Consider the following 24,321-nt stretch of genomic DNA (forward strand, 5'->3'; position numbering starts at 1 on the left):
GAGCGCACGTACCACGAGGTGGGGGCACGGCAACGCCATGGCACAGGGCACGGTCCAGGTGACGCACACCGGTACTTCGCGGTGGCGGCGCCGCACGGGTGAGTACGCGTCGCTCGCCGCCGCCCTGGAGGCCGCCTCCGACGGCGACGTCCTCACCATCGCCCCCGGCACCTACCGGGAGAACCTCGTCGTCCAGCGGCCGGTGACCCTGCGAGGTCCAGAGGGCTCGCCCGGCTCGGTGCGGATCGCTCCCTCGGACGGTGTGCCGTTGACCGTGCGGGCCTCGGCGGTCGTGCAGGGTCTGCACGTCGAGGGCCAGGACTCGGCCGCGCCCGCGCTGCTGGTCGAGGAGGGCGCGCCGGAGCTGACGGACGTGCGGATCGTGACGCGGTCCGCCGCGGGTATCGAGGTGCGGGGCTCGGCGCGGCCGACCGTGCGTCGCTGCACGGTCGACAATCCGGCCGGCATCGGTATCGCCGTGCTCGACGGTGGCAGCGGGGTGTTCGAGGAGTGCGAGGTCGTCGCGGCGGGACAGGCCGCGGTGGCGGTCCGGGGCGGCGCCCATCCGCGCCTGGAGCGCTGCCGGGTGCACCACGCCTCCGGCGTCGGTCTGAGCGCGACCGGTGAGAACTCCGCGCTGGAGGCGGTCGGCTGCGAGGTGTACGAGGTCCGGGGCTCCGGGGTCCAGGTCACCCAGCGGGCCACGGCGCATCTGACCGACTGCGATGTCCACCGCACCTCCGCCGACGGTGTCACGCTCGACACGGACGCGGTGCTCACCCTGGCCGACTGCCGGATCCACGACATCCCGGAGAACGCGATCGACCTGCGTTCCCGCTCGGTGCTCACGCTGACCCGTACGTCGGTGCGTCAGTTCGGGCGCAACGGCCTGTCGGTGTGGGACCCGGGCACCCGGGTCGACGCGAACCAGTGCGAGATCTTCGACAGCACCGGCGACTATCCGGCGGTGTGGGTGAGCGACGGCGCCACGGCGGTGCTGGACTCCTGCCGGGTGCACGACGTGCCGGACGCCCTGTTCGTGCTGGACCGCGGCTCGCGGGCCGACGTGGTGGACAGCGACCTGTCCCAGGTGCGCAACACGGCGGTGTCGGTGAGTGACGGGGCGACCGCCCAGCTCGACGACTGCCGGATCCGGGACGCGGCCACCGGTGCGTGGTTCCGCGACCACGGCAGCGGCGGCACGCTCAACAACTGCACCGTGGAGGGCACCCAGACCGGTGTGATCGTCACCAAGGGCGCCGACCCGACCATCGAGCGCTGCACGGTCGGCACCCCGTCCGAGGCCGGTTTCTACGTGTCCGCCGGCGGCCGGGGCACCTTCCAGAACTGCCGGGTCACCGGCAGTGGCGGCTACGGCTTCCATGTGCTCGACGGCTGCCGTACGACGCTGCGCAAGTGCCGTACGGAGCGGTGCGCGCGCGGGGGTTACGAGTTCGCGGACGCGGGGCCGGACGCGGGCTCGGGGACCGGACCGGTGGTGGAGGACTGCACCAGCGACGAGAGCGGCAGCCTGCGATCGCCCGCGCCCCGCGAGACGGCCGTGCAGACGGCGGCCCCCGCCTCCTCCGGCGGACTGCTCGGGGCGATTCCCGGGCAGCGCGCCACGGAGCAGGAGCCGCTCGTCACCCCGTCCGAGCCGGAGCAGCCGGTCCGGACGTCGAAGGCCGTGCTCGGTGAACTCGACGCACTGGTCGGCCTGGAGAGCGTCAAGCGCGAGGTGCGGGCCCTGACCGACATGATCGAGGTGGGCCGGCGCCGTCGGCAGGCGGGCCTGAAGGCGGCCTCGGTCAAGCGGCACCTGGTCTTCACCGGCTCCCCCGGCACCGGCAAGACGACCGTGGCCCGGCTGTACGGCGAGATCCTCGCCTCCCTCGGAGTGCTGGAGAAGGGGCACCTGGTCGAGGTGTCCCGGGTGGATCTGGTCGGCGAGCACATCGGCTCCACCGCGATCCGCACCCAGGAGGCCTTCCAACGGGCCCACGGCGGTGTGCTGTTCATCGACGAGGCGTACGCGCTGTCGCCGGAGGACGCCGGGCGTGACTTCGGCAAGGAGGCCATCGACACGCTGGTGAAGCTGATGGAGGACCACCGGGACGCGGTCGTGGTGATCGTCGCGGGCTACACGGCTGAGATGGAGCGCTTCCTGTCCGTCAACCCTGGTGTGGCGAGCCGCTTCTCACGGACGATCACCTTCGGTGACTACGGTCCCGGCGAACTGCTCAGGATCGTGGAGCAGCAGGCCGACGAGAACGAGTACCGGCTGGCGCCGGGCGCCCCGGACGCGCTGCTGACGTACTTCACGGCGCTCCCGAAGGGCCCCGCGTTCGGCAATGGCCGCACCGCGCGGCAGACCTTCGAGGCGATGGTGGAGCGTCACGCGAGCCGGGTCGCCCAGGTCGAGGACGCCAGCACCGACGATCTCACCCTGCTGTTCGCGGAGGATCTGCCGGAACTGTCCTGAGCCCGGTCGTCAGGCGCCCGTGGCCCTGAGGTCCGGCTCCGGGTCGGGGCGCGGACCGGGCACGTCCGGGGCGAGGCGGGACAGGAGCCGGGCGCGTACGCGGGCGAAGGCGGGGTCGGCCTGGTAGTCGGAGTGGCCGAGGATCGGTGCGGGGAGCGGGTGCTCGGGGGTGCGGCCGTAGGCGAGCGGGTCGCGCAGCGGCTCGTGGTCGACGTCCACGCCCGCGTCCGGTGCGGCGTGGACGGGGCCGCCGATGGGATCGGTGAGCCGGTAGAGGTTGCTCCAGGAGCGGACGTCGTGGTGCAGCGCGGCCAGTGCGGGCGGCCCGAAGTGGGCGGGGAACCAGCGGCCGTACAGCCTCTCCAGCGGGGAGCCGTACGTCAGCAGGGCGACCCGGCCCCGGACGGAGGGCGCGAGCTGCCAGGCCGCGGCGGCGGCGAGGACGCTGCCCTGGGAGTGGCCGGAGAGGACCAGTCGGCCGCCGGTGCGCTCGGTCCAGGTGGCCATCCGCCAGGTCAGGTCGGGCACCGCGCGCTCGGCGTAGCACGGCGGCGCGAAGGGGTGGGCGGCACGCGGCCAGAACGTGCCGACGTCCCACAGGATGCCGATGGTGCGCCGGGCGGAGGCGTCCTTGTAGGCGCGTCGGCCCCAGGTCACGAACAGCAGGAAGCCGACCCCGACCAGCCAGGAGCCCAGCGCCTGCGAGGTCTCGGCCACCGCGCGCAGCGCCTCGAACGTCCGCCGGGTCGCCCCGTCGGGGGACTCGCCGGTCGCCAGGGCACCGGCGAGCGCGGCCGCGCCCAGCACCAGGGTGGTGGCGGAGAGCACGGCGACGACGAGGGGCACGCGGTCGGTGAGCGTGGCCATGGCCCGGACCTGGGCGATGCTCCGGGTGCGGGAGGGGTCCTCGGGCTCGCCGGGGTGCTCGTGGCGTACGCGGTCGCGTTCGGCGCGGGCGAGCCGTGCGGTGCGCACGCCGAGGGCGGCGATCAGGACGAGCAGCACCGCGAGGATGGGCGGGATCGCCGACGCCTGCCAGGTCAGCAGCACCGGCGGGCCGTCGAGCAGGGCGCGGGTGCCGTCCAGCCAGTCGGCGATGCGCTGCGCGACCCCGCCGGACATCACCCCGCCCAGAGCGCAGGCGAGCAGCGCGACCGCCGGTCCGCCGAGGCCGCGCATACCGGCGCGCCGGTCGGGGTGCCGGCGGTGCAGGGCGGCGGCGACGAGCGCGAGGGCCACGACGAGCAGTCCCTGGGCCAGCATCAGGCCGGCGAAGGCCGGGTCCCCGGGCAGCCGTCCGGCGGACCGCCAGCCGGGCCGTGACCAGCCCGCGTACAGCACGGCGAGGAGCAGCAGGCCGAGCGCGCCGAGCGGCAGGCCCTGTACGAGACGGCGGTCGAGCCGCTGGTCGAGGCTGTTCTCGCTGCGGCCCCGCAGGCACACGGTGGAGACCACCGCGACCGTGCCCGCGAGCAGGGCCGCGGCGAGGAGCCGGCCGAGCGTGTCCAGTGCGGGGGCGCCGCCGGGACGGTGGTCGAAGCGCATCGCGGGTACGGCGACGGCCGCAGCGACGGTCAGCAGGCCGGCCGCGGTGTGGGCGCCGCGCAGCCGGGCCACGAGCCGGCGCCCGTACCAGAACCCGGGGCGCGCGAGGGCGCTGCCGTCGGTGTCCGGTTCGCGTCCGTGGGACATCGGCCGGTGGGACTCGTACGCCTGCCAGGTGCGGTGGGAGAGGTACCACAGCAGGACGACGAGCAGGGTGGGGACCAAGGCGGCGAGGGCGAGCCGGCGGCCGGGCAGGCTCCACCAGCCGCCGTCGGACGCGGTGGGCGAGAGGAAGCCCAGCCAGGAGTGCCGGCCGGCGCAGGCGGCGACGCCCGCGCACTGCCAGGCGACCAGGTCGAGGGCGACCTCGCAGGCCGCCGCCACCAGCAGCACCGTCAGCGTGAGCGCGATCAGCCGGACGAGCAGGCCGTAGAGCCGGATCGCGCGGGGGCGGCCGGGCGCGGCGGGGCGCATCCAGTGGGCGAGGTTGACCACCATGAACGGCAGCAGCAGGAGCCACAGGGCCCGGGATCCGTCGCCGGAGGTGAGGTTGCACCAGACGTAGGCCTCCTGCACGGGCCCCTTCCGGGGCACTCCCCCGGCGTCGGTGCCCACGGCGTGGCCGGTGCTCGCGGCGTCGGCGGTGCCCACGGCGTCGCTGGTGCCCACAGCGTCGGCGGTGCTCGCGGCTCCCGCCGTGCTCCGAGCGCTCCCAGTGGTACCCGCGGCCGTGCTCGCGCCAGCCGCCGCGTTCTCGACGTTCTCGACGTCCGCGGCCCGCCGGAAGACGGCGGCCGTGTCGTCGCCGGTGATCCGGACGGTCCGCGGGTCGCCGAGCATCTCCTCGGGCGTGGTGCCGCCGACTCCGTGCACCAGCAGTTCCAGGTCGGGCTCTGCTCCCGCGGGCCGCGTGAAGGCGGCGTCCGGCCGGGGCCCGGCGGTGCGTTCCTGCGCACGTTCCACTGCTCTCGCACTTCCCCCGTGACGCGTCCGACGGTCTGTGTCCGTGCGCGGTTCAGGTTCTCCGATTCCGGGGCCGCGTACACCTCTCGTCACGGAATCTCCCCGATCCGTGTGACCCGGCCCAAACACCCGGGGCCGGCGCGGGCCCCGGAGGGTGCCCGCACGGGGCTCGGGCGGCATGCACGCGTCGTGACAGGCAGTGGCGCAACCTGTACCGGCCCGTGCAAAGATGAGACGCCCACGCGACCCGAGGCATGGAACGTCCAGGTCGCGGGAGGCGTGCCAGGGGTGTCGGACGGGTTGCGGCGAAAGGACCGGAGCGTACGTGAGCGAGAATCAGAACCTCCTCGCCGAACAGCGCCGCGCCCTGATCGTGGACGAGGTCCGGCGCCGGGGCGGCGTCCGCGTCAACGAGCTGACGCGCAAGCTCGGCGTGTCGGACATGACCGTGCGCCGCGATCTGGACGCGCTCGCCCGCCAGGGGGTGCTGGAGAAGGTGCACGGCGGCGCGGTGCCGGTGGTCGAGCCGAGCACGCACGAACCCGGCTTCGAGGCCAAGTCGGGTCTGGAGCTGTCCGCCAAGGAGGACATCGCGCGCAGCGCCGCGCGGCTGGTCACGCCGGGAACGGCGATCGCGCTGTCCGGCGGTACGACGACCTACGCGCTCGCCCAGCATCTGCTGGAGGTGCCCGACCTGACCGTGGTGACGAACTCGGTGCGGGTCGCGGACGTCTTCCACGCGGCGCAGCGCACCTCGGGCGAGCGGCAGGGCGCGGCCACGGTGGTGCTGACGGGCGGGGTGCGGACCCCGTCCGACTCGCTCGTCGGACCGGTCGCCGACCAGGCGATCGCCGCGCTCCACTTCGATCTGCTCTTCCTCGGTGTGCACGGCATATCGGTGGAGGCCGGTCTGTCCACGCCGAACCTCGCCGAGGCGGAGACCAACCGCCGGCTGGTGCAGTCGGCGCGGCGGGTCGTGGTGGTCGCCGACCACACCAAGTGGGGGACGGTGGGCCTGAGTTCGTTCGCCACGCTGGGGCAGGTGGACACACTGGTCACGGACGCGGGGCTGCCCGCCGAGGCGCGGGCGGAGATCGCCGAGCACCTGCGGCGCCTGGTGGTGGCGGGTGAGCCGGACGACGACGAGGACTCCAAGGGCACGGAGGACTCCAGAGACACCGAGGACTCCGAGGGCGCCGAAGACACCTGATGACTCGTCAGTTAGTCTGACGGCTTGGTTCCCCTGGTTTCCCGGGGACTTCAGGAGGGGGTTCGTCGTCATGGCTCACCGTCTGCGCCCGGTGGGAATCGAGTTCACCGGAACCGCTCCCGTACGGCTCGTGTTCGCCCGCAACATCGCCGCCCCGCCGGACGCGGTCTTCCAGGCGCTCGCGAAGGACGTGGCCGACTGGCCCGCGTGGTTCTCCGCGGTGGCCTCGGTGCGGGCGACCGACGGCGGGCGTGAGGTGCGGCTGCGGGGCGGTGTCCGCTTCCGGGAGTCGGTGCTCGCCGCGCAGGAACCCGAGCTGTACGCCTACCGGGTCGACGTGACCAACACCCCCGGTGCCCGCGCCTGGATCGAGGAGTGGCAGCTCACTCCGGCCGGCCCGGGACCCGACGCCGGTACCTGTGTCCGGATGACCTTCGCGCTGGACGGCACGGCCGTCTTCCGCTTCGTGTGCCGGCTCGCCCGCGCGGGCGTGGGGCGCTCGTTCCGGCAGGCGGTCGACGCGCTGGACCGTCGCCTGGCCGGCTGACGGGCCACCGCGACCGGCCTTCGCCGCGTACGAACCCTTCAACGCGCGCGACCCCTTCAACGCGCACGACCCCTTCGCCGCGTACGGACCCTTCAGCGCGCACGGTCCCATCGCCGCGTACGGCCCCTTCAGCGCGCACGGTCCCATCGCCGCGTACGGCCCCTTCGGCTCAGTCCGTCCACACGCCCGTCGACAGCAGGGTCTCGATGGCCTCTGTGTAGGGGGCGATGTCCAGCCCCTGCTCCTCCAGCCAGCTGTCCGAGTAGTACTTGTCGAGGTAGCGGTCACCCGGGTCGCACAGCAGGGTGACCACGCTGCCCGTGCGCCCCTCGGCCACCATCTCGGCGACGATCTTCAGCGCGCTCCACAGGCCGGTTCCCGTCGAGCCGCCCGCCTTGCGGCCGATGGCCCGTTCCAGGGCGCGTACGGCGGCCACGCTGGCGGCGTCCGGGACCTTCATCATGCGGTCGATCGCGCCGGGCACGAAGCTCGGCTCCATGCGCGGCCTGCCGATCCCCTCGATGCGGGAGCCGCAGTCACAGGTGACGTCCGGATCGCCGGCCGTCCAGCCCTCGAAGAAACAGGAGTTGTCGGGGTCGGCGACGCAGATGCGGGTGTCGTACTGCATGTAGTGGACGTAGCGCGCGAGGGTCGCCGAGGTGCCGCCGGTGCCGGCCGTGGCGACGATCCAGGCGGGTTCCGGGAACCGCTCCAACTCCAGCTGGCGGAAGATGGATTCGGCGATGTTGTTGTTGCCGCGCCAGTCGGTGGCGCGCTCGGCGTAGGTGAACTGGTCCATGTAGTGGCCACCGGTCTCCACCGCGAGGCGCGCGGACTCCTCGTACATCTGCCGGGAGTCGTCCACGAAGTGGCACTGCCCGCCGTGGAATTCGATGAGCCGGCACTTCTCCGCGCTCGTCGTGCGCGGCATCACCGCGATGAAGGGAACCCCGATCAGCTTGGCGAAATACGCCTCGGAGACGGCCGTCGAACCGCTGGACGCCTCGATGACCGGGCGATCCGGGCGGATCCAGCCGTTGCAGAGGCCGTAGAGGAACAGGGAGCGCGCGAGGCGGTGTTTGAGGCTGCCCGTCGGGTGGGTCGACTCGTCCTTCAGGTACAGGTCGATGCCCCACTGTTCGGGCAGCGGGAAGCGCAGCAGGTGCGTGTCCGCGGAGCGGTTGGCGTCGGCCTGGACCTTGCGGACGGCCTCTTTCAGCCAGGCGCGGTAGACGGCGTCGCTGCGGTCGGCATCGAGCGTGGCGCCGGTGCGGGTCCGGGGTGTGGTGCTCACGGCGGGGCTCCTTACGGTGGGCGCCGACGGCTCCTCGCGCGGCCGGCAATTCGATAATAGGCACCTTCCAGACCGCTTCCCACCTGCATAAACGCATCTTTGAGCCACCCAAAGCGAGGCTGGGGCACGCCGTGCGAGGGACTCGGGCGCATTGGCGCGAGTGCTCCGGGCGCCGGACGCGCGCCCCCTGCGCGCACTGGTGCTCCGGGCCGCATCGGAGCAGACTGCACCGCAGGGGACGATCGTCCCGGACGGGGGCGAGCGACGCGCACGAGGGGGCGGCGAGGGATGGCGGAGCCGGAGTTCACGGCCACGGGCGTGCGGATCGGCAGGGGGCTGCGCTCGCTCACCCGGGCCGGCAAGGTCCGCATCAGCGACGGCAGGCTGGAGCTGCTGAACAGCTACGGCAGCGAGATCGACAGCGCGCCGGTGCAGGCGGTGCGCGCCTCCAAGCCCTGGTACGCCTCCGACGACCGCGCGTCGGCCGACCTCAACGGCAACCGCTATCAGCTGACCCTCGGTGAGCAGGACCCCGCGCCGGGCCGGGCGGGACCGCCCGCGGCACGGCGGTTCGTCGAAGCGGTGCGCCGGGCGGCCGGGCGCGGCACCTGACCTGCGCCCCGTCGCGGCGAGTTGCGGGAGTACGGCCACTGCGCCACGCTGGTCTCACGTCACTCTGGGTTTACCGGCGGCTACGCTGCGACCCAGCCCGCCGGCCACGACAGCAGTCGGACGTTTGGACGCAAGCACCATTCTGCTGGATCCGTTGTTCTCGTGTTCTCCGTGTTCCTCCGGTTTCTCCGGACCTCACATCGGGGAGTCGCAGCCGTGATCAGTCACCCAAGCAGACACTGCACGGTGGAGCTGCAAGCCCTGCCGTCGCGGATCGGACAGGTCCGCAGAATCGTATCTGCGCAGTTGCGCTATTGGCATATGGACCCATTGATCGACCGGGCCGCGCTCGGTGTGACGGAGCTGCTCAGCAACGTCCACCGGCACGCCCGGCCCGACAAGTCCTGCACCGTCGAGCTTGAACTGCTGTCCGACCGGCTCACCGTCTCGGTGCGCGACCACGATCCGCGGCTCCCGGTGGTGGCCGACACGGCGGAGGCGGCCGACGCCCTCCCGCTGGCCACCTGCGGGCGAGGCCTGGCGATGGTGGCCGCGGTGAGCGAGAGTTGGGGCGCGCGTCCGGAAGGGGACGACGGCAAGGTCGTGTGGTTCACGCTGCCCGCCTCCGTCGCCGCGCACGGGCAGCCGGCCCGGGTGCCGCACCGCACGGCCGAGCAGCAGCCGGTGCCCCGGCTCACGGAGGTGCGGCCCGCCCCGGCTCCCGTCGCCGCCGCGGCACCGGCACCGACCGCGACCCCCACCTCGGCCATGACACCGGCGCGCACTCCGGCCCCGGCCCCGGCCCCGGTCTCGGCACCCGCGCCCGCGCCTGCACCGGTCGCGGCCTCCGTCTCGGCACCAGCACCGGAACCGGTCGCGGCCTCCGTCTCCACACCCGCTCCCGCCCGGTCGGCCGTTCCCGGTTGACCGGGCGGTGACAACCCGGCACGGCGAGCGGGCGGTGGGTCGCCATGACCCACCGCCCGCGCCGTGCCGGGGCTGCGGCATCCAGGCGTAGACGCACGGCCTGGGCCGGGTGCCGACCGGACCCGCGCCGTCGCCGTCGCCGTCGCCGTCGTCATCACCGTCGCCGTCGATATGGCCGCGGCCTTCGCTGTCGTTGCCGCCGCCGTACGACGTCGTACCGGTCGCTCCCGGCGTCGTACGGCGCGGCCTCACTCGGTGGCGATGGCCCGCAGGACGTCCAGGCGGGCGGCTCGGCGGGCCGGGCGCAGGCCCGCGAGGGCGCCTGCCGCGAGGCCGACCAGGGCCACGACGGCGAGCCGGGCCGGCGGGAGCGAGAAGGCGAACGCGGTGTCGCTCGCGCCGTCGGAGGCCTTCACCAGGACCCAGCCGAGGTAGGCGCCGAGTCCGAGCCCGCCCGCCGTGCCGAACGCGGCGACCAGGACCGACTCCCAGCGGACCATGGCCCGTAGTTGGGCGCGGGTCTGGCCGACGGCCCGGAGCAGACCCAGTTCCCGGGTGCGTTCGTGCAGGGCGAGGGTCAGCGTGTTGGCGATGCCGAGCAGGGCGATGACCACCGCGAGGGCGAGGAGCGCGTAGACCAGGGTCAGCATCATGTCGATGCCGGCGGCCGAGGAACGCGCGTACTCGTCGCGGGTCTGCACCTCGGGGTTGCCGTAGCGGGCGGCCGTCTCGCGCACCGCGGCCTTCCCGGCGTCGGCGCTCACCCCGTGCCTGAAGGTGACGGCGATCAGGGTGTCGGAGTCCTGGGTGCGATGGGGCTGCCAGGCGGCGCGCGTGATGACGTAGTCGCCGGCGAGTTCGGACCGACCGTAGACGGCCCGGACGGTGAAGTCCTGGGTCCTGCCGTCGGTGAACGTGAGCCGTGCCGTGTCTCCGGTGCGCAGGCCCTGCCGGTCGGCCTCGGTGCGGGTGAGCGCGATGCCGTCGGTGCCGAGGCCGTTCAGGTCACCGGTGACGGTGCCCAGGTCGAAGGTGCGGGCGAGCGCGGCCGGGTCGGTGACGGTCAGTGCCCGCCCCTTGCCGTCGACTTCGGCGACTCCGCGGCCGAGTCCGACGGCGGTGTCCACCTCGGGCAGTCGCTGCAGGGCCGGGGCGAGCCGGGGGCTGAGCCCGCTGCCGCCCGCGCCGAAGGAGGGTGCGCTGACGGCGAGGTCGCCCGCGAAGGACCGGGAGACCGTCTGGTCCATGGTGGCCTTCAGCGAGGCGCCGAACACGGTGAACAGCGAGACGACGGCGACGCCGATCATCAGGGCGCTCGCGGTCGCGGCCGTCCGCCTGGGGCTGCGCAGGGCATTGCGCCGGGCGAGGGCCCCGGTGACGCCGCGCAGCCGGTCCAGGGGAGCGCCGAGGACGCGTACGGCGGTGGTGGCGGCGACCGGGCCGAGGACCACGAAGGACGCGGGCGCGAGCAGCGCGCCGAGTCCCGCGAGCCAGACGGACGGCCGGACCAGGACACCCGTGAGGGTGGCGGCCAGTGCCGCGGCGCCGAGGACGGTACCGGCGATCACGCGTGGACGGGAGGCGCCGGAGGTGTCGACGGCCGTCTCGCGCAGGGCGGCCAGCGGGGCGGTGCGTCCGGCGCGTACGGCGGGCAGCAGCGCGGAGCCCAGGCAGACGAGGATGCCGACGGCGAGCGGCAGCACCATCGACAGTGTCTTGATCACCAAGTCGCCGTCGGGGAAGGGGAATCCGATCGCCGGGAAGAGCGCCTGGAGCCCGGCGGCGATGCCGACGCCGCCCGCGAGTCCGGCGAGGGAGGCGGTGACGGCGACCACGCTCGCCTCGGCGAGGGCGGAGGCGGTCACCTGGCGGCGCGCGGCACCGAGGGCGCGCAACAGGGCGTTCTCGCGGGTGCGTTGGGCGACGACGATGGCGAACGTGTTGTGGATGGAGAAGGTGGCGACCAGCAGGGCGACACCGGAGAAGACGAGCAGGAAGGTGGTGAAGAGGGTCAGGAACTGGCTGGAGATCATGTCGGTGTTCTCCTGCGCCGACTGCCGGCCGGTGATCACCTCAACACCCTTGGGCAGTACGGGAGTCAGCCGCCGCGCCAGTTCCTGCTGGCTCACCCCCGGGCCGGCCCGCACCTGGATGCTGGCCGCCTGGCCGGGGCGTGCGGTGAGGTACTTCTCGGCGTCGGCGCGGGTCATGCCGGTGAAGGTCACCTGGGCCATGCCGTCCTGGCCGCCGAAGGTGGCGAGGCCGACGACGGTCACGTGGACCGGGTCGGGGGTGCGCAGGACGGTGGTGTCACCGATCTTCAGGCCGCCCTTCTTCGCGGCGCCCCGGTTCACCACGACCTCGCCCGAGCGGGCGGGCACGCGGCCTTCGGCGAGCCGGTACGGGTTGAGTTCCGGGTCGGCGATCCAGTTGCCGGCGAGGGTGGGCGGACCCTGGCCGCCGATCGGTTTGCCGTCGCTGCCGACGAGTTGGCCGGCGCCCTGGATGTCCGGGGCGGCGGCGGCCACGCCGGGGACGCGTTCGATCGCGGTCAGCAGGGAGGTGTCGACGGGCCGCCGTACGCCCTGGGCCTCGCCGGGCGCGGTGATGGCGTCGGCGCCGCGTACGACGGCGTCCGTGCCGCTGGTGGCCTCGCCGAACATGGTGTCGAAGCCGGCGCGCAGGGTGTCGCCCATGACGAGCGTGCCGGCGAGGAAGGCGACGCCGAGGAGCACGGCGAGGAACGTGCCGGCGAAGCGACGCCGGTGCGTGCGCAGGGAGTTGAGGCTGAGCCGCCAAGAGGCGTTCACGACCTCACCTCCAAGGCCTTCATGCGGTCCAGGACCTTGTCGGCGGTCGGGGACGGCATCCGGTCGACGAGCCGTCCGTCGGCGAGGAAGACCACCTCGTCGGCGTGGGCGGCGGCGACCGGGTCGTGGGTGACCATGACGACCGTGCGCTCCATCTGCCGTACGGCGCGGCCGAGGAGCCCGAGGACCTCTTCACCGGAGCGGGAGTCGAGGTTGCCGGTCGGTTCGTCGGCGAAGACGACGTCCGGGCGCCCGGCGAACGCCCGTGCCACGGCGACGCGTTGCTGCTGTCCGCCGGACAGCTCGGAGGGCCGGTGGCGCAGCCGGTCGCGCAGTCCGACGATGTCCACGAGCGCGTCGATCCACTCGCGGTCGCCGCGCCGTCCGGCGAGGTCGAGGGGCAGGGTGATGTTCTCGGCGACGGTCAGGGTCGGCACCAGGTTGAACGCCTGGAAGACGAAGCCGATCCGGTCGCGGCGCAGCAGGGTCAGCCGGCGGTCGTCGAGGGTGCCCAGTTCGGTGTCGCCGATGTAGGCGGCGCCCGAGGTGAGCGTGTCGAGTCCGGCCGCGCAGTGCATCAGGGTGGACTTGCCGGAGCCGGAGGGGCCCATGATCGCGGTGAAGCGTCCGGCCGGGAAGTCGACGTCCACGCCGTCCAGGGCGCGCACGGCGGTGTCGCCACCGCCATACACCTTGACCGCGCCCGCCACGCGGGCCGCCGTGCGCAGTGCGGTCGTCGTGGTCATGCCGCACCGCCCTTGCCGGCGCGGCCGAACTGCTCCTCCAGGACGGACAGCCGGCGCCAGTACTCGTCCTCGTCGATCTCTCCGGAGGCGAAACGGCGGCCGAGGACCGCGAGCGGCGAGTCGCCCGCCGGGCGGGCGCCGTCCAGGGCGCGCCAGGGACCACCGCGGCCCCACCGGGCGGTGCGGCGCAGGAACGTGACGACGGCGACCACGACGGCCGCCCAGATCAGGGGGAAGAAAAGGATCCACGGGCCGGGTCCGCCGTCCCAGTTCGCCAGGGTCTGCATCTCGGGTCATCTCCGTTGTCGGAAGGCTCTTCGGGTGATGCCACGAGGCTCCCTCCGACAGGGGGTCCGGGTCGTCGTGCGACCGGCGGCAGTGTGCGTACCTCCGCGGGAGTACACGGGCCCGGCGAGGCTGCTCCCCCGGTACGTCCTGGTGCCCTGATCCGCCCGGTGGCCTGATCCAGGAGTTGAGACAGCGATGACTCTGAAGATGCGCGAGCGCAGGGGGGACGGGTGAGGCGGGAGGTCGGCGGCTGCGCCGGTCAGTTGGAGCCGGTCGGGCCCGGCGACCGCGTGGTCACTGCAGTGCGTCCAGTGGGTCGTCGAGGACCGGTTGCCAGGCCAGTTCGGCGGCGCCGACCAGGCTGTTGTGGTCGAGGGTGCAGGGGAGGATGGGGACGCCGCCGCTCTGGCCCCAGAGGCTGCGGTCGGCGACGACGGCGCGCAGGCGCTCGGGGTCGGCGTCGAGGAGGGTGCGGTGCAGGCCGCCGAGGATGATGCGGTCGGGGTTGAGGATGTTGACCAGGCCTGCGAGGCCGAGGCCGAGGCGGTCGATCAGGACCTCGGCCGCGGTGCGGACGGACGGGTCCGCGTACTGCGTGCGCAGCAGGTCGTTGGCCTGCTGGAGCAGGGAGACCTCGGGGCCCGGGTCGCGGCCGGCCTCCACGAGCAGGGCCATCGGGTCGGCCTCGACGTCCAGGCAGCCGCGGCTGCCGCAGTGGCAGGGGCGGCCCTCGGGGTTGACGGTGAGGTGCCCGACCTCCAGGGCGAGGCCCGAACTGCCGGTGTGCAGGCGGCCGTCGAGGACCAGGGCACCGCCGACGCCCCGGTGCCCGGTGGCCACGCACAGCAGGTCCCGGGCGCCCCGGCCGGCGCCGTGCCGGTGTTCGGCGAGGGCGGCGAGGTTGACGTCGTTGCCCGTGAACGCGCGGCCGGTGATGCCCGCGGCGCGCACGCACTCCGCGAAGATCCGGCGCACCGGCGCCCCCACCGGCCAGGCCAGGTGCAGGGGGTTGAGGGCCAGCCCGTCGGGTTCGGCGACGGCCGAGGGGACGGCGAGCCCGGCGCCCACGCAGCGCAGGCCCGTCTCGCGCAGGAGTGCGGCGCCCGCCTCGACGACGGAGCCCAGCACCTTCGCCGGGTCGGCGTCGACGGTCTCGCAGCCGGGCGCGGTCGCCACGATCCGGCCGCCCAGGCCCACCAGCGCGGCCCGGAAGCCGTCGGCGTGGATCTGTGCCGCGAGGGCCACGGGGCCGTCCTCGGCGACCTCCAGCCGGTGCGAGGGACGCCCCTGGGAACCGGCTGCCGCGCCCGGCCGGGCGTCCACCCGGATCAGGCCCAGCGCCTCCAGCTCGGCGGCGACCGCCCCGGCCGTCGCCCGGGTGACCCCGAGTTCGGCGGTGAGCACGGCCCGGGTGGGAGCCCGCCCGGTGTGCACCAGCTCCAGGGCGGGTCCGAGCGCACCGCGCCCCCGGTCCAGCCGCGCCCTTGAGATGGCCCCTTCCCCCGCCTTCCGGGGGTCCGCCTTGCCGCTCATGAGGGTGAGTCTCCCATGATCCGGACCCGCCGTGGCCGCCGCCCGGATCCGGCAGCCGCCCGTCCACCCCTCACCCCGACCGGATCCGACAGCCGTCACCCCGCCCCGCCCGTCCCCGGCAGCCCGCTCACCCGCAGGGTGATGTTCAGCCGCCCGGCCAGCCCCAGTTCGGGCGGTGCCGTGCCCGGGTGCACGCGCGGCACTCCGTGGAAGGCGAAGCGGGACTCTCCGCCGAAGACGAACAGGTCGCCGCTGCGCAGTTCCACGTCCGTGTAAGGCTTCGTCCGCGTCTCGGTGTTGCCGAAACGGAACACGCAGGTGTCGCCGAGGCTGAGCGAGACCACCGGCGCGTCCGTCTTCTCGTCGCTGTCGCGGTGCATGCCCATGCGGGCGTCGCCGTCGTAGTAGTTGATCAGCGCGATGTCGTACGGCTCGGCCGGGACCGATGACGGGCCGAGCGCGTCGGCCACCGCGGCGCGGGCCAGCGTGTCCAGCCAGGGCGGAAACGGCTTCACGGGGGCGTGGTCGCCGTCGACGACGGTGAGGGCGTAGCCGTAGGGGTACCAGTGCCGGCCCAGGCAGACCTGGCGGGCGGTCATCGTGCCGCCGCCCGGGGTGCGGACCGTGCGCAGCCCGGCGGGGGGCCGCGCCCAGTCCCGGCAGGCGGTGAGCAGCGCGCGCTGTCGCTCGGTGTCCAGCCAGTGCGGGACGTGCACGGCGCACGGCGCGACCTCGGACGGCTCGCGCGCGAACAGTTCCACGTCCATGTGCTCCATCCTGCCCGAATCCCGCCCGACCGGTGCTGAGCTGGGGCTCGGCTAGCCTGGAGCACGATGAACGACCGTATGACGACTCCGTGGGGCGAGATCGATCTGTCCCGCTTCCCCGAGGATCCCCGCGACCGGCTGCGCGCCTGGGACGCCTCCGACTCCTACCTGCTGCGGCACCTGGCCGAGGAAGGGGTGGCGCTCACGGGCTCGGTCGTCGTGGTCGGCGACCGCTGGGGCGCCCTGGCGACGGCCCTCGCGGCGCACCGGCCGACGCAGATCACCGACTCCTTCCTGAGCCAGGAGGCGACCCGCCTGAATCTGGCGCGGGCCGGTGTCGAACCGGGTGCCGTGTCCCTGCTCACCACCCAGGATCCGCCGCCGGAACGCGTGGACGTGCTCCTCGTACGGGTGCCGAAGAGCCTGGCGCTGCTGGAGGACCAGTTGCTGCGGCTCGCGCCCGCCGTGCACGAGGAAACGGTGGTCATCGGCACCGGAATGGTGAAGGAGATCCACACGTCCACGCTTCAGCTGTTCGAGCGGATTCTGGGGCCGACCCGGACGTCGCTGGCGCGGCAGAAGGCCCGGCTGATCTTCTGCACCCCCGACCCGTCCCTGGTGCGGCCGGCGAACCCGTGGCCGTACCGCTACGCCCTGCCGGACGGGATCGGCGCGGCGTCCGGGGGCACGGTCGTCAACCACGCGGGCGTGTTCTGCGCCGACCGGCTGGACATCGGCACCCGGTTCCTTCTGCGGCACCTGCCGGACGGGCCGCGCGGGGGCCGGGTGGTGGACCTCGGCTGCGGCAACGGAGTCGTCGGTACGGCGGTGGCGCTGGCCGACCCGGACGCCGAAGTGCTGTTCGTGGACGAGTCGTTCCAGGCCATCGCCTCGGCCGAGGCGACGTACCGGGCCAACGGGGTGCCGGGGCACGCCGAGTTCCGGGTCGGGGACGGGCTGGCCGGGGTGGCGCCCGGGAGTGCGGACCTCGTCCTGAACAACCCGCCGTTCCACTCCCATCAGGCGACGACCGACGCGACGGCGTGGCGGATGTTCACCGGGGCGAAGCGCGCGCTGCGGCCCGGCGGTGAGCTGTGGGTGATCGGGAACCGGCACCTGGGGTACCACGTCAAGCTCAAGCGGCTGTTCGGGAACAGCGAACTCGTCGCGAGCGACCGGAAGTTCGTGCTGCTGAAGGCCGTCAAGCAGGGGTAGGAACGGACGTCGGACGTCCGACATCCGGCATCGGTGCGGCGCGCGAGGCCGTGTGCGCGCCGCACCGACGCCGGTCATGTGAGGTGCGCCGATGCCGGCCATGTGCGCCGCACCGATGCCGTCCATGTGAGCCCACCGACGTCGGCCATGTGAGGTGCTTCGCCCGGGTGCCGGGCCCTCCGCCGCGCGGTCAGTCCGCGTTGCGGCTGAGGACGCCGATGATCCGGGTCACCTCCCGGGCCATGGCCTCCCGGCCCACGCTGAGGTACTTCCGGGAGTCGACGGCCTCCGGATGGGTGGCGAGGAACTCCCGGATCGCTGCGGTCATCGCGGCGTTGAGGGCGGTGCCGACGTTGACCTTGCCGATGCCGCCCGCGACGGCGGCGACCAGGGCGTCGTCCGGTACGCCCGAGGAGCCGTGCAGGACGAGCGGGACGGTGAGCGCGGCGGACAGCCGTTTGAGCAGGCCCTGGTCGAGGGTGGCGGTGCGGGTGGTCATGGCGTGCACGCTGCCGATGGCCACGGCCAGGGCGTCGACCTCGGTGCGGGCCACGAAGTCACGGGCCTGGTCGGGGTCGGTGCGGGCGCCGGGCGCGTGGGCGTCCAGCGGCGGCCGGCCGTCCTTGCCGCCGACCTGCCCGAGTTCGGCCTCGATCCACAGGCCCTGGCCGTGCGCCCAGTCGGCCGCGGCCCGGGTGGCGTCCAGGTTCGCGGCGTAGGGCAGCCGGGCGGCGTCGTACATCACGGAGCTGAAGCCGACTCCGGGTGCCTGGCGCAGCAGGTCGTCGCTCTGCACGTGGTCGAGGTGCAACGCGACGGGCACGTCGGCGCGTTCGGCGGCGGCGACGGCCGCGCGGGCCAGCGGCAGAAGCCGTCCGTAACGGAACTTGACGGCGTTCTCGCTGACTTGCAGGACCACGGGGGCGTCCGCGGACTCGGCACCGGCGATGACGGCCTCGACGTGTTCGAGGGTGATGACGTTGAACGCGGCGACGGCCGAGCCGGTCAGGGCGGCTCGGGTGACCAGTTCGCCGGTGGTCACGAGGGGCACGGCTTGTCTCCCTTCCGGGACACGGGTCAGGGGGCGAGGATCACCGAGCGGGTGAGGTGACGCGGCTGGTCGGGGTCGAGGCCGCGCGCGTCGGCGACGGCGACCGCGAGGCGCTGGGCGCGGACGAGTTCGGCGAGCGGGTCGAGGCCGCCCTCGATCCACAACCCGCCGGTGGAGCGGACCTGTTCGGCCAGGCCCTCGGGCGCCTCGCCGAGCATCCAGGTGGCGGTGCCCTTGGTGGTGATGCTGATCGGACCGTGCCGGTACTCCATCGCGGGGTAGGCCTCGGTCCAGGACAGGGACGCCTCCCGCATCTTCAGACCGGCCTCGTTGGCGAGTCCGACGGTCCAGCCCCGGCCCAGGAAGGTGAACTGGGTGCATGCCACGAGCGCCGCGGGCAGAGGGGTGGTGAGGGCCGTGCGGGCGTCCGCGACGGCCGCGTCGGTGTCCAGTCCGAGGTGGGCGCGCAGGAGGGTGAGGGCGGTGGTCGCGAACCGGGTCTGCACGACGGAGCGTTCGTCGGCGAAGTCCAGGACGACGAGGTCGTCGGCCGCGCTCATCACGGGCGTGTCGGGGTCGGCGGTGATCGCCGTGGTCCGGGTACCGCCCTTCAACTGCCCCAGCAGGTCCAGTACTTCGGTGGTGGTGCCGGAGCGGGTGAGGGCGACGACACGGTCGTACGAGCGGCCTCGCGGGAACTCGGACGCGGCGAACGCGTCCGTCTCGCCCTGCCCGGCCGACTCGCGCAGGACGGCCACCGCCTGCGCCATGAAGTACGAGGTCCCGCACCCGACGATCGCGACCCGCTCCCCCGGCGCCGGCAGCGCCTCGCGGTGCCGGCCCGCCTCCTCGGCCGCCCGGGTCCAGCACTCGGGCTGGCTGTTCAGTTCGCCTTCGACATGGCTCATGCCACACCCTCCACCCTCTGATTGTTCCTGCAAGATATAGCGAGCTTTCGAACACAATCAAGCATCCGAGCTCAGAGTGGGGTGCGCTAGGGTCGCCGGTACACAAGGAACGGAGGCTGTGGATGTCCCGGGACGCCCGCTGGAAGGCGCTGCTGGAACTGCTCGTCGAGCGCGGCCGGCTGGATGTCGAGGAAGCGGCGACCGAGCTGGAGGTGTCGGCGGCGACGATCCGCCGGGACTTCGACCAGCTCGCCGAGCAGCAGATGCTGGTGCGCACCCGGGGCGGGGCGGTCGTGCACGGGGTGTCGTACGAACTGCCGTTGCGCTACAAGACGGCCCGCCGCGCCTCCGAGAAGCAGCGGATCGCCAAGGCGGTGGCCGAGCTGGTGGCGCCGGGCGAGGCGGTGGGGCTGACCGGTGGCACCACCACCACGGAAGTGGCCCGCGCCCTGGCCGTACGCCCCGACCTCGGCACCGGGACACCCGCGCTGACCATCGTCACCAACGCGCTCAACATCGCCAACGAGCTTGCGGTACGGCCCCAGTTCAAGATCGTGGTGACGGGCGGGGTGGCACGCGCGCAGTCGTACGAGCTCATCGGTCCGCTCGCGGACGGGGTGCTCGGTCAGATCACGCTCGACATGGCGGTCCTCGGTGTCGTCGCCTTCGACGTCACGCACGGCGCGGCGGCTCACGACGAGGCCGAGGCCGCGATCAACCGGCTGCTGTGCGAGCGCGCCGAACGAGTGGTGGTGGCCGCCGACTCCAGCAAGCTGGGCCAGCGGGCGTTCGCCCGGATCTGCGCGGCGGAGCTGGTGGACACGCTCGTCACGGACGCGGCCGCCGACGAGGGAACCGTGCGGCGCTTCGAGGAGGCGGGGATCCGGGTCCTCGCGGTGTGAGGTCGCGCGGTGCGCGGTGCTCGGTTCGTGGCCCGCGGTGCATGGTGCGCGGTTCCGGCGGAGAAGGACCCGGCGCGAAAGGCAGGCGCGAAAAGACCACGAGAGGACCGGCGGGCCGGGGCATCGTCCGTCAGGGGCGAGCGGTGTCAGACGCCGCTGAGGTCGGCCTTCACGAACCCCGCGCCCCGCTGGTCGTTGCAGCCGACCAGGAGCCGGCCGACCGGGTCGGGCCAGGTCTGCTGGGCCTGCAGGGCCACGCTCGCCAGGGTGAGCAGCAGGTCGACGTCGCTGGCGGCGTCGAGCCTGAGGGTCACCCACTGCGAACCCGGCACGATCCGGACGGCTCCGGTGTGCCGCATGTCCTTGGCGAAGCGCCGGATGGCCCGGTCGGTCAGCCGCAGGTCGACGTCCCGGGACGAGTGGAAGTGGGCGATCTCGCCGTGTATCGAACTCACCGCCCGCCCAAGGCCGCAGCTCGGGACGGTCCGTCTCAGGTCCGGCCAGGTCGCCAGTTGCGCGAACGCGCGGGAGGCCAACGTCATGGTTACATCATGGACCGCTCACCCGTCCGCAACCATCGCGTGAGCAACCATTAACCGACCTGTTCCCATGAGGGAACCTGCCGCCGGCCGGCAGGCCGCGCCGCGAACAGGTCCCGCGCCGGGTGCCGTTGCCGACGTCGGACCCTGTGGGCGCCCCGAATCCGATACCGGCACAAGGCCCGTCGTCGGCGCACTCCCCCCACCGGGCTCCGGTAGGACAAAGACCCTCACGTGTGACGAACTCGCGCGCCAGTTCTCATCCTTCCGCCTGGTCCTCGGTGGCTCGCCGGGTGATGGCCAGCCACTCGGGCGCCGTCTCGGCGTCGCTGTACGCGTCGTGCCAGTTCCACCATTCGTACGGCGGGCTCTGGGGATAGCCCTCGGGCGAGTCCTCCCAGGTCTCCTGTCGCCCGAGCGCGGTCAGGTCGAGGTAGGTCCATGTGTTCCCCATCACCTCGTCACCACGGTTGTTGACGAAGTAGGTGCGGAACACCCGGTCGCCCTCGCGGATGAACGCGTTCGTGCCGTGCCACTCGTTCACCCCGAAGTCGGTGTCGAAGTCGTCGGTGATGGTGTACCAGGGCATCGTCCAGCCCATCCGCGCCTTCACCCGCTCGATGTCCGGCTGCGGCGCGCGTGAGGCGAACACGAGCGTGGTGTCGCGGGCGTGGAGATGCGCGAGGTCGGCGACGTGGTCGGCCACCATGGAGCAGCCGCGGCAGGCGTGTTCCGGCCAGCCGAAGACGCCGGGCTCGAAGAAGGCGCGGTAGACGATCAGTTGACGACGGCCGTCGAACAGGTCGAGCAGTCCGGCCTGCTCCTTCGGGCCGTCGAACACGTACCGCTTCTCCACCGCCAGCCAGGGCATCCTCCGCCGCTTGGCGGCCAGCGCGTCCCGGGCACGGGTCAACCGCTTCTCCTCCACCAGGAGTTCCTGGCGCGCTTCCTCCCACTCCTGCGGCGAGACGATCGGGGGTGTCTTCATGACGACGTTCACCTTCCTGACGTGTCGGAGATCGCGGGGACAGGAGCGGAACGCGGCTAGGCGGCCCCGGCGTCCGGGGCAACAGCGGCGTCCGGGGCAACAGCGCCCTGCAGCGGGCACGTACGGCCCTCGGCGGCGCGAGCCCCGCGCACGAGATGCAGAGTCGACTCGATCACCACGGATTCCTCGCCTCTCCTCTCCAGTGTTCCGCAGATACCGACACCGTCCAGGCCCGAAAGTCATCGGTGAGTCCCTCGGGCGGGCCGTGTCTCGACAAGCGACCGCGCTTGCGCGGGCCTACGCCTGGGCCTGCACCTGCGCCTGCGGAACACGGACCCCGGGCCGGGCGCGCACCCGCCGCGGCGCCCCCCTTGCCCCGCCCCCGCACCCCACCTAGCCTGAGTTTGTGCCGCTAATAAACAAATCCCGATCGCACAGTGTCGTGCCGGGTCCCGACCTCACCCGACTCCGGATCGCGATCACCACGTTCTTCGCCCTGGACGGCTTCATCTTCGCGGGCTGGGTGGTACGCATCCCGGCCATCAAGGAGCAGACCCACGCCTCGGCGAGCGGCCTCGGGCTCGCGCTGCTCGGAGTCTCCGCGGGGGCGGTCGTGACGATGACGCTGACGGGACGGCTGTGTCGCCGTTTCGGCAGTCACCGGGTGACCGTGGTCTGCGCGGTGCTTCTCTGCCTCAGCGTCGCCCTGCCCCCGCTCACGCACTCGGCCATGGCCCTCGGCGCCGTACTGCTCCTGTTCGGGGCGGCCTACGGGGGTATCAACGTGGCCTTCAACAGCGCCGCGGTCGATCTGGTGGCCGCTCTGGGCAGACCCGCCATGCCCAGTTTCCACGCGGCGTTCAGCCTGGGCGGAATGATCGGTGCCGGGGTGGGCGGGCTCGCCGCCGGCGCCCTCACCCCCGCCCGGCACCTGCTCGGCCTGACGCTCGTCGGTCTGCTGGTCACCGCTGTCGCGGGACGCCACCTCCTGCGGCACGACCCGCCGCTTCCACCGGATCGCCCCCGCCCGGAACCGGGCGGTCCGCACCGGCCGGACGCCAGGTCCCGTGGGCTCGTCGTCGTCTTCGGCCTGATCGCCCTGTGCACCGCCTACGGCGAGGGCGCCATGGCCGACTGGGGCGCCCTCCACCTCCAGCAGGACCTGACGGCCTCGTCCGGGACGGCAGCGGCCGGGTACTCGTGTTTCGCGCTCTCGATGACCGCCGGCCGGCTGTCCGGGACAACGCTGCTGGAACGTTACGGACGCGCCCCGACCGTGATCGCCGGAGGCACCACCGCGACGGCCGGCATGCTCCTCGGCGCCCTGGCACCCTCCGTCTGGGCGGCACTGATCGGCTTCGCCGTCACCGGTCTCGGACTGGCCAACCTCTTCCCGATCGCCGTGGACCGGGCCGGCGCGCTGACGGGTCCGTCCGGTGTCGCCCTGGCCTCCACTTTCGGGTACGGCGGCATGCTCCTGGGGCCACCCGCGATCGGCTTCATGGCGGACTGGTTCTCCCTGGCCACGGCGCTCACCAGCGTCGCCGCGCTGGCCGCCGTGGCCGCGCTCATCGGCGTGACGACACACCGGGCGATGAGCGACTGACCCCACCACCCCCGCCCACGCCCCTGCCCACGACCCCCGCCGCCGCACCGCACCGCGACCGACCTCCTGCGTGTGCACCCCCTCCTGCCACCTACGCGCGGGCGCCGTCCGGCAGACTCCCCCCATGGAGACTGCCGATTTCCTCAAGACCCTGGACCGGGAGGGCCTGTCGCTGGCCGCAGCCGCCGAAGCGGCGGGCACGGACGCCAAGGTGCCGACCTGCCCGGGATGGCAGGTCAGGGACCTGCTGCGGCACACCGGCGCCGTGCACCGTTGGGCCACCGCCTTCGTCGCCGAGGGGCACACCGCACCGCGGCCCTTCGACGACGCGCCGGACCTGGACGGCCCCGAGCTGATCGCCTGGTACCGGGACAGCCACCGCCTGCTGGTCGACACCCTGGCCGCCGCGCCGGCCGATCTGGCGTGCTGGACCTTCCACCCCGCGCCGAATCCCTCACCGCTGGCCTTCTGGACCCGGCGGCAGGCGCACGAGACGACGGTGCACCGGTACGACGCCGAGGTGGCGCGGGGCGGCGCGGTGTCATCGATCGCGAGCGGATACGCGGTGGACGGCATCGACGAGTTGCTGCGCGGGTTCCACGCCCGCTCGCGCAGCCGTCTGCGCTCCGAGGAGCCGCGCGTGCTGCGCATCCGCGCCGTCGCCCCGGATGCGCACGCAGATCCGCACGCGGACGCCGACACCCACACCAACGCCGCTGCCGACGCCGTGTGGACCGTGCGCCTTTCGGCCGAGCCGCCCGTGACCTCGCGGGACGCGGCCGGAGAGGCGGACGCCGAACTGTCCGGGCCCGCCGACCGGTTGTACCTCGCACTGTGGAACCGGGTGCCCGTGCCGGACGTCGCGGGCGACCGCTCACTGCTGGACCTGTGGCGGGAGAAGTCCCCGATCACCTGACGGCGCCGGACCGGCCGACGGCGTGTCAGTCGGTCAGCATCCGGGCAAGTACCGCGCGCTGTGCGGGTCGTACCTCACCGTGCAGCGCGCGCCCCTTCGGTGTGAGGGCCACGCTCACCCCGCGCCGGTCCTCCGGGCACATGGCCCGCTCCACGAGGCCGTCCTTCTCGAGGCGGCCGATCAGCCGGGACAGCGCGCTCTGGCTGAGGTGGACACGCTCGGAGATCTCCTGCACGCGGTAGGCGCGGTGGCCGTCCGGCGACGGGTCACCGGCGAGCACGTCGAGGACCTCGAAGTCGCTGGCGCACAGGCCGTGTCCGTGGAGGGCCCGGTCCAGCTCGCACTGGGTGCGGGCGTGCAGGGTCAGGATGCCCCGCCACTGCTCGACGAGCGTCCGCTCGCTGTCTTTCGCCGACATGAACGCACGGTAGCAGAGAAACGGAATTATTGCATCGTCATTAAATGCGTTTGC

At 73.3% G+C, this 24,321-nt stretch carries 21 protein-coding genes; 9 read left to right on the forward strand and 12 right to left on the reverse strand.

Annotation, left to right across the window (positions count from 1 at the left end; genetic code table 11):
- The first annotated feature begins 37 nt into the window (after nt 1-37).
- Nucleotides 38-2,482: a right-handed parallel beta-helix repeat-containing protein gene (locus ACGFYV_RS09900; RefSeq protein WP_393877852.1), complete on the forward strand. Its 2,445-nt coding sequence runs from the start codon at nt 38-40 to the stop codon at nt 2,480-2,482.
- A gap of 9 nt (nt 2,483-2,491) precedes the next feature.
- On the opposite strand, the gene ACGFYV_RS09905 is transcribed toward ACGFYV_RS09900, so the two are convergent.
- Complete coding sequence (locus ACGFYV_RS09905) at nt 2,492-4,990, reverse strand: hypothetical protein (RefSeq protein ID WP_393877853.1); 2,499 nt, start codon at nt 4,988-4,990, stop codon at nt 2,492-2,494.
- A gap of 325 nt (nt 4,991-5,315) precedes the next feature.
- Between ACGFYV_RS09905 and ACGFYV_RS09910 the strand changes: the two genes are divergently transcribed.
- Together ACGFYV_RS09910 and ACGFYV_RS09915 are read left to right on the forward strand one after the other, a co-directional pair.
- The gene (locus ACGFYV_RS09910) at nt 5,316-6,200 is read left to right on the forward strand and encodes a DeoR/GlpR family DNA-binding transcription regulator (RefSeq protein ID WP_393877854.1); all 885 of its coding nucleotides are present in this window, start codon (nt 5,316-5,318) and stop codon (nt 6,198-6,200) included.
- A 70-nt stretch (nt 6,201-6,270) separates the two neighbouring features.
- A complete protein-coding gene (locus tag ACGFYV_RS09915) occupies nt 6,271-6,747 on the forward strand; it encodes an SRPBCC family protein (RefSeq protein ID WP_393877855.1) in 477 nt (158 codons plus the stop codon).
- Nucleotides 6,748-6,916: 169 nt separating this feature from the next.
- Here the strand turns inward: ACGFYV_RS09915 and ACGFYV_RS09920 are convergent, their stop codons facing one another.
- The gene (locus tag ACGFYV_RS09920; RefSeq protein WP_393877856.1) at nt 6,917-8,041 is read right to left on the reverse strand and encodes a PLP-dependent cysteine synthase family protein; all 1,125 of its coding nucleotides are present in this window, start codon (nt 8,039-8,041) and stop codon (nt 6,917-6,919) included.
- Nucleotides 8,042-8,329: 288 nt separating this feature from the next.
- Between ACGFYV_RS09920 and ACGFYV_RS09925 the strand changes: the two genes are divergently transcribed.
- A complete protein-coding gene (locus tag ACGFYV_RS09925) occupies nt 8,330-8,653 on the forward strand; it encodes a hypothetical protein (protein WP_393877857.1) in 324 nt (107 codons plus the stop codon).
- A 246-nt stretch (nt 8,654-8,899) separates the two neighbouring features.
- A complete protein-coding gene (locus ACGFYV_RS09930; RefSeq protein WP_393878009.1) occupies nt 8,900-9,580 on the forward strand; it encodes an ATP-binding protein in 681 nt (226 codons plus the stop codon).
- A gap of 248 nt (nt 9,581-9,828) precedes the next feature.
- On the opposite strand, the gene ACGFYV_RS09935 is transcribed toward ACGFYV_RS09930, so the two are convergent.
- The 5 genes from ACGFYV_RS09935 to ACGFYV_RS09955 all read right to left on the reverse strand — a co-directional run bounded on the left by ACGFYV_RS09935 (nt 9,829) and on the right by ACGFYV_RS09955 (nt 15,724).
- A complete protein-coding gene (locus tag ACGFYV_RS09935) occupies nt 9,829-12,390 on the reverse strand; it encodes an ABC transporter permease (protein ID WP_393877858.1) in 2,562 nt (853 codons plus the stop codon).
- The gene (locus ACGFYV_RS09940; protein ID WP_393877859.1) at nt 12,387-13,136 is read right to left on the reverse strand and encodes an ABC transporter ATP-binding protein; all 750 of its coding nucleotides are present in this window, start codon (nt 13,134-13,136) and stop codon (nt 12,387-12,389) included. The genes ACGFYV_RS09935 and ACGFYV_RS09940 overlap by 4 nt, the downstream gene beginning before the upstream one ends.
- On the reverse strand, nt 13,133-13,423 hold the full coding sequence (locus ACGFYV_RS09945) for an SHOCT domain-containing protein (RefSeq protein ID WP_393877860.1): 291 nt from the start codon (nt 13,421-13,423) through the stop codon (nt 13,133-13,135). Before ACGFYV_RS09945 ends, ACGFYV_RS09940 begins: the two co-directional genes overlap by 4 nt.
- Before the next feature lie 295 nt (nt 13,424-13,718).
- Nucleotides 13,719-14,957 carry an ROK family protein gene (locus ACGFYV_RS09950; protein WP_393877861.1) on the reverse strand — a complete coding sequence of 413 codons (1,239 nt, stop codon included), beginning with the start codon at nt 14,955-14,957 and terminating at the stop codon, nt 13,719-13,721.
- 95 nt (nt 14,958-15,052) lie between these two features.
- The gene (locus tag ACGFYV_RS09955; protein ID WP_393877862.1) at nt 15,053-15,724 is read right to left on the reverse strand and encodes an alpha-ketoglutarate-dependent dioxygenase AlkB family protein; all 672 of its coding nucleotides are present in this window, start codon (nt 15,722-15,724) and stop codon (nt 15,053-15,055) included.
- Between the two features lie 78 nt (nt 15,725-15,802).
- Here ACGFYV_RS09955 and ACGFYV_RS09960 point away from each other — a divergent pair, with 78 nt between their 5' ends.
- Nucleotides 15,803-16,939, forward strand: a complete 1,137-nt coding sequence (locus ACGFYV_RS09960; protein ID WP_393878010.1) for a methyltransferase — start codon at nt 15,803-15,805, stop codon at nt 16,937-16,939.
- A 190-nt stretch (nt 16,940-17,129) separates the two neighbouring features.
- On the opposite strand, the gene ACGFYV_RS09965 is transcribed toward ACGFYV_RS09960, so the two are convergent.
- Both ACGFYV_RS09965 and ACGFYV_RS09970 read right to left on the reverse strand, forming a co-directional pair.
- On the reverse strand, nt 17,130-17,990 hold the full coding sequence (locus ACGFYV_RS09965) for a ketose-bisphosphate aldolase (protein WP_393877863.1): 861 nt from the start codon (nt 17,988-17,990) through the stop codon (nt 17,130-17,132).
- A 26-nt stretch (nt 17,991-18,016) separates the two neighbouring features.
- On the reverse strand, nt 18,017-18,898 hold the full coding sequence (locus tag ACGFYV_RS09970; protein WP_393877864.1) for an SIS domain-containing protein: 882 nt from the start codon (nt 18,896-18,898) through the stop codon (nt 18,017-18,019).
- Nucleotides 18,899-19,020: 122 nt separating this feature from the next.
- On the opposite strand from ACGFYV_RS09970, the gene ACGFYV_RS09975 reads away from it, so the two are divergent.
- Entirely contained in the window at nt 19,021-19,800 is a 780-nt protein-coding gene (locus tag ACGFYV_RS09975) for a DeoR/GlpR family DNA-binding transcription regulator (protein WP_393877865.1), read from the forward strand.
- A gap of 146 nt (nt 19,801-19,946) precedes the next feature.
- Here the strand turns inward: ACGFYV_RS09975 and ACGFYV_RS09980 are convergent, their stop codons facing one another.
- Both ACGFYV_RS09980 and ACGFYV_RS09985 read right to left on the reverse strand, forming a co-directional pair.
- Entirely contained in the window at nt 19,947-20,342 is a 396-nt protein-coding gene (locus ACGFYV_RS09980) for a luciferase family protein (RefSeq protein WP_393877866.1), read from the reverse strand.
- A gap of 256 nt (nt 20,343-20,598) precedes the next feature.
- Entirely contained in the window at nt 20,599-21,327 is a 729-nt protein-coding gene (locus tag ACGFYV_RS09985) for a DUF899 domain-containing protein (protein ID WP_393877867.1), read from the reverse strand.
- 442 nt (nt 21,328-21,769) lie between these two features.
- Between ACGFYV_RS09985 and ACGFYV_RS09990 the strand changes: the two genes are divergently transcribed.
- Together ACGFYV_RS09990 and ACGFYV_RS09995 are read left to right on the forward strand one after the other, a co-directional pair.
- Complete coding sequence (locus tag ACGFYV_RS09990) at nt 21,770-22,933, forward strand: MFS transporter (protein WP_393877868.1); 1,164 nt, start codon at nt 21,770-21,772, stop codon at nt 22,931-22,933.
- Between the two features lie 124 nt (nt 22,934-23,057).
- Entirely contained in the window at nt 23,058-23,849 is a 792-nt protein-coding gene (locus ACGFYV_RS09995) for a maleylpyruvate isomerase family mycothiol-dependent enzyme (RefSeq protein WP_393877869.1), read from the forward strand.
- Between the two features lie 25 nt (nt 23,850-23,874).
- Here the strand turns inward: ACGFYV_RS09995 and ACGFYV_RS10000 are convergent, their stop codons facing one another.
- Nucleotides 23,875-24,267 carry a MarR family winged helix-turn-helix transcriptional regulator gene (locus tag ACGFYV_RS10000; protein WP_393877870.1) on the reverse strand — a complete coding sequence of 131 codons (393 nt, stop codon included), beginning with the start codon at nt 24,265-24,267 and terminating at the stop codon, nt 23,875-23,877.
- Nucleotides 24,268-24,321: the final 54 nt, after the last annotated feature.

The sequence above is a fragment of the Streptomyces sp. NPDC048297 genome (assembly GCF_043201585.1).
In the GTDB taxonomy this organism is placed as follows: Bacteria; Actinomycetota; Actinomycetes; order Streptomycetales; family Streptomycetaceae; genus Streptomyces.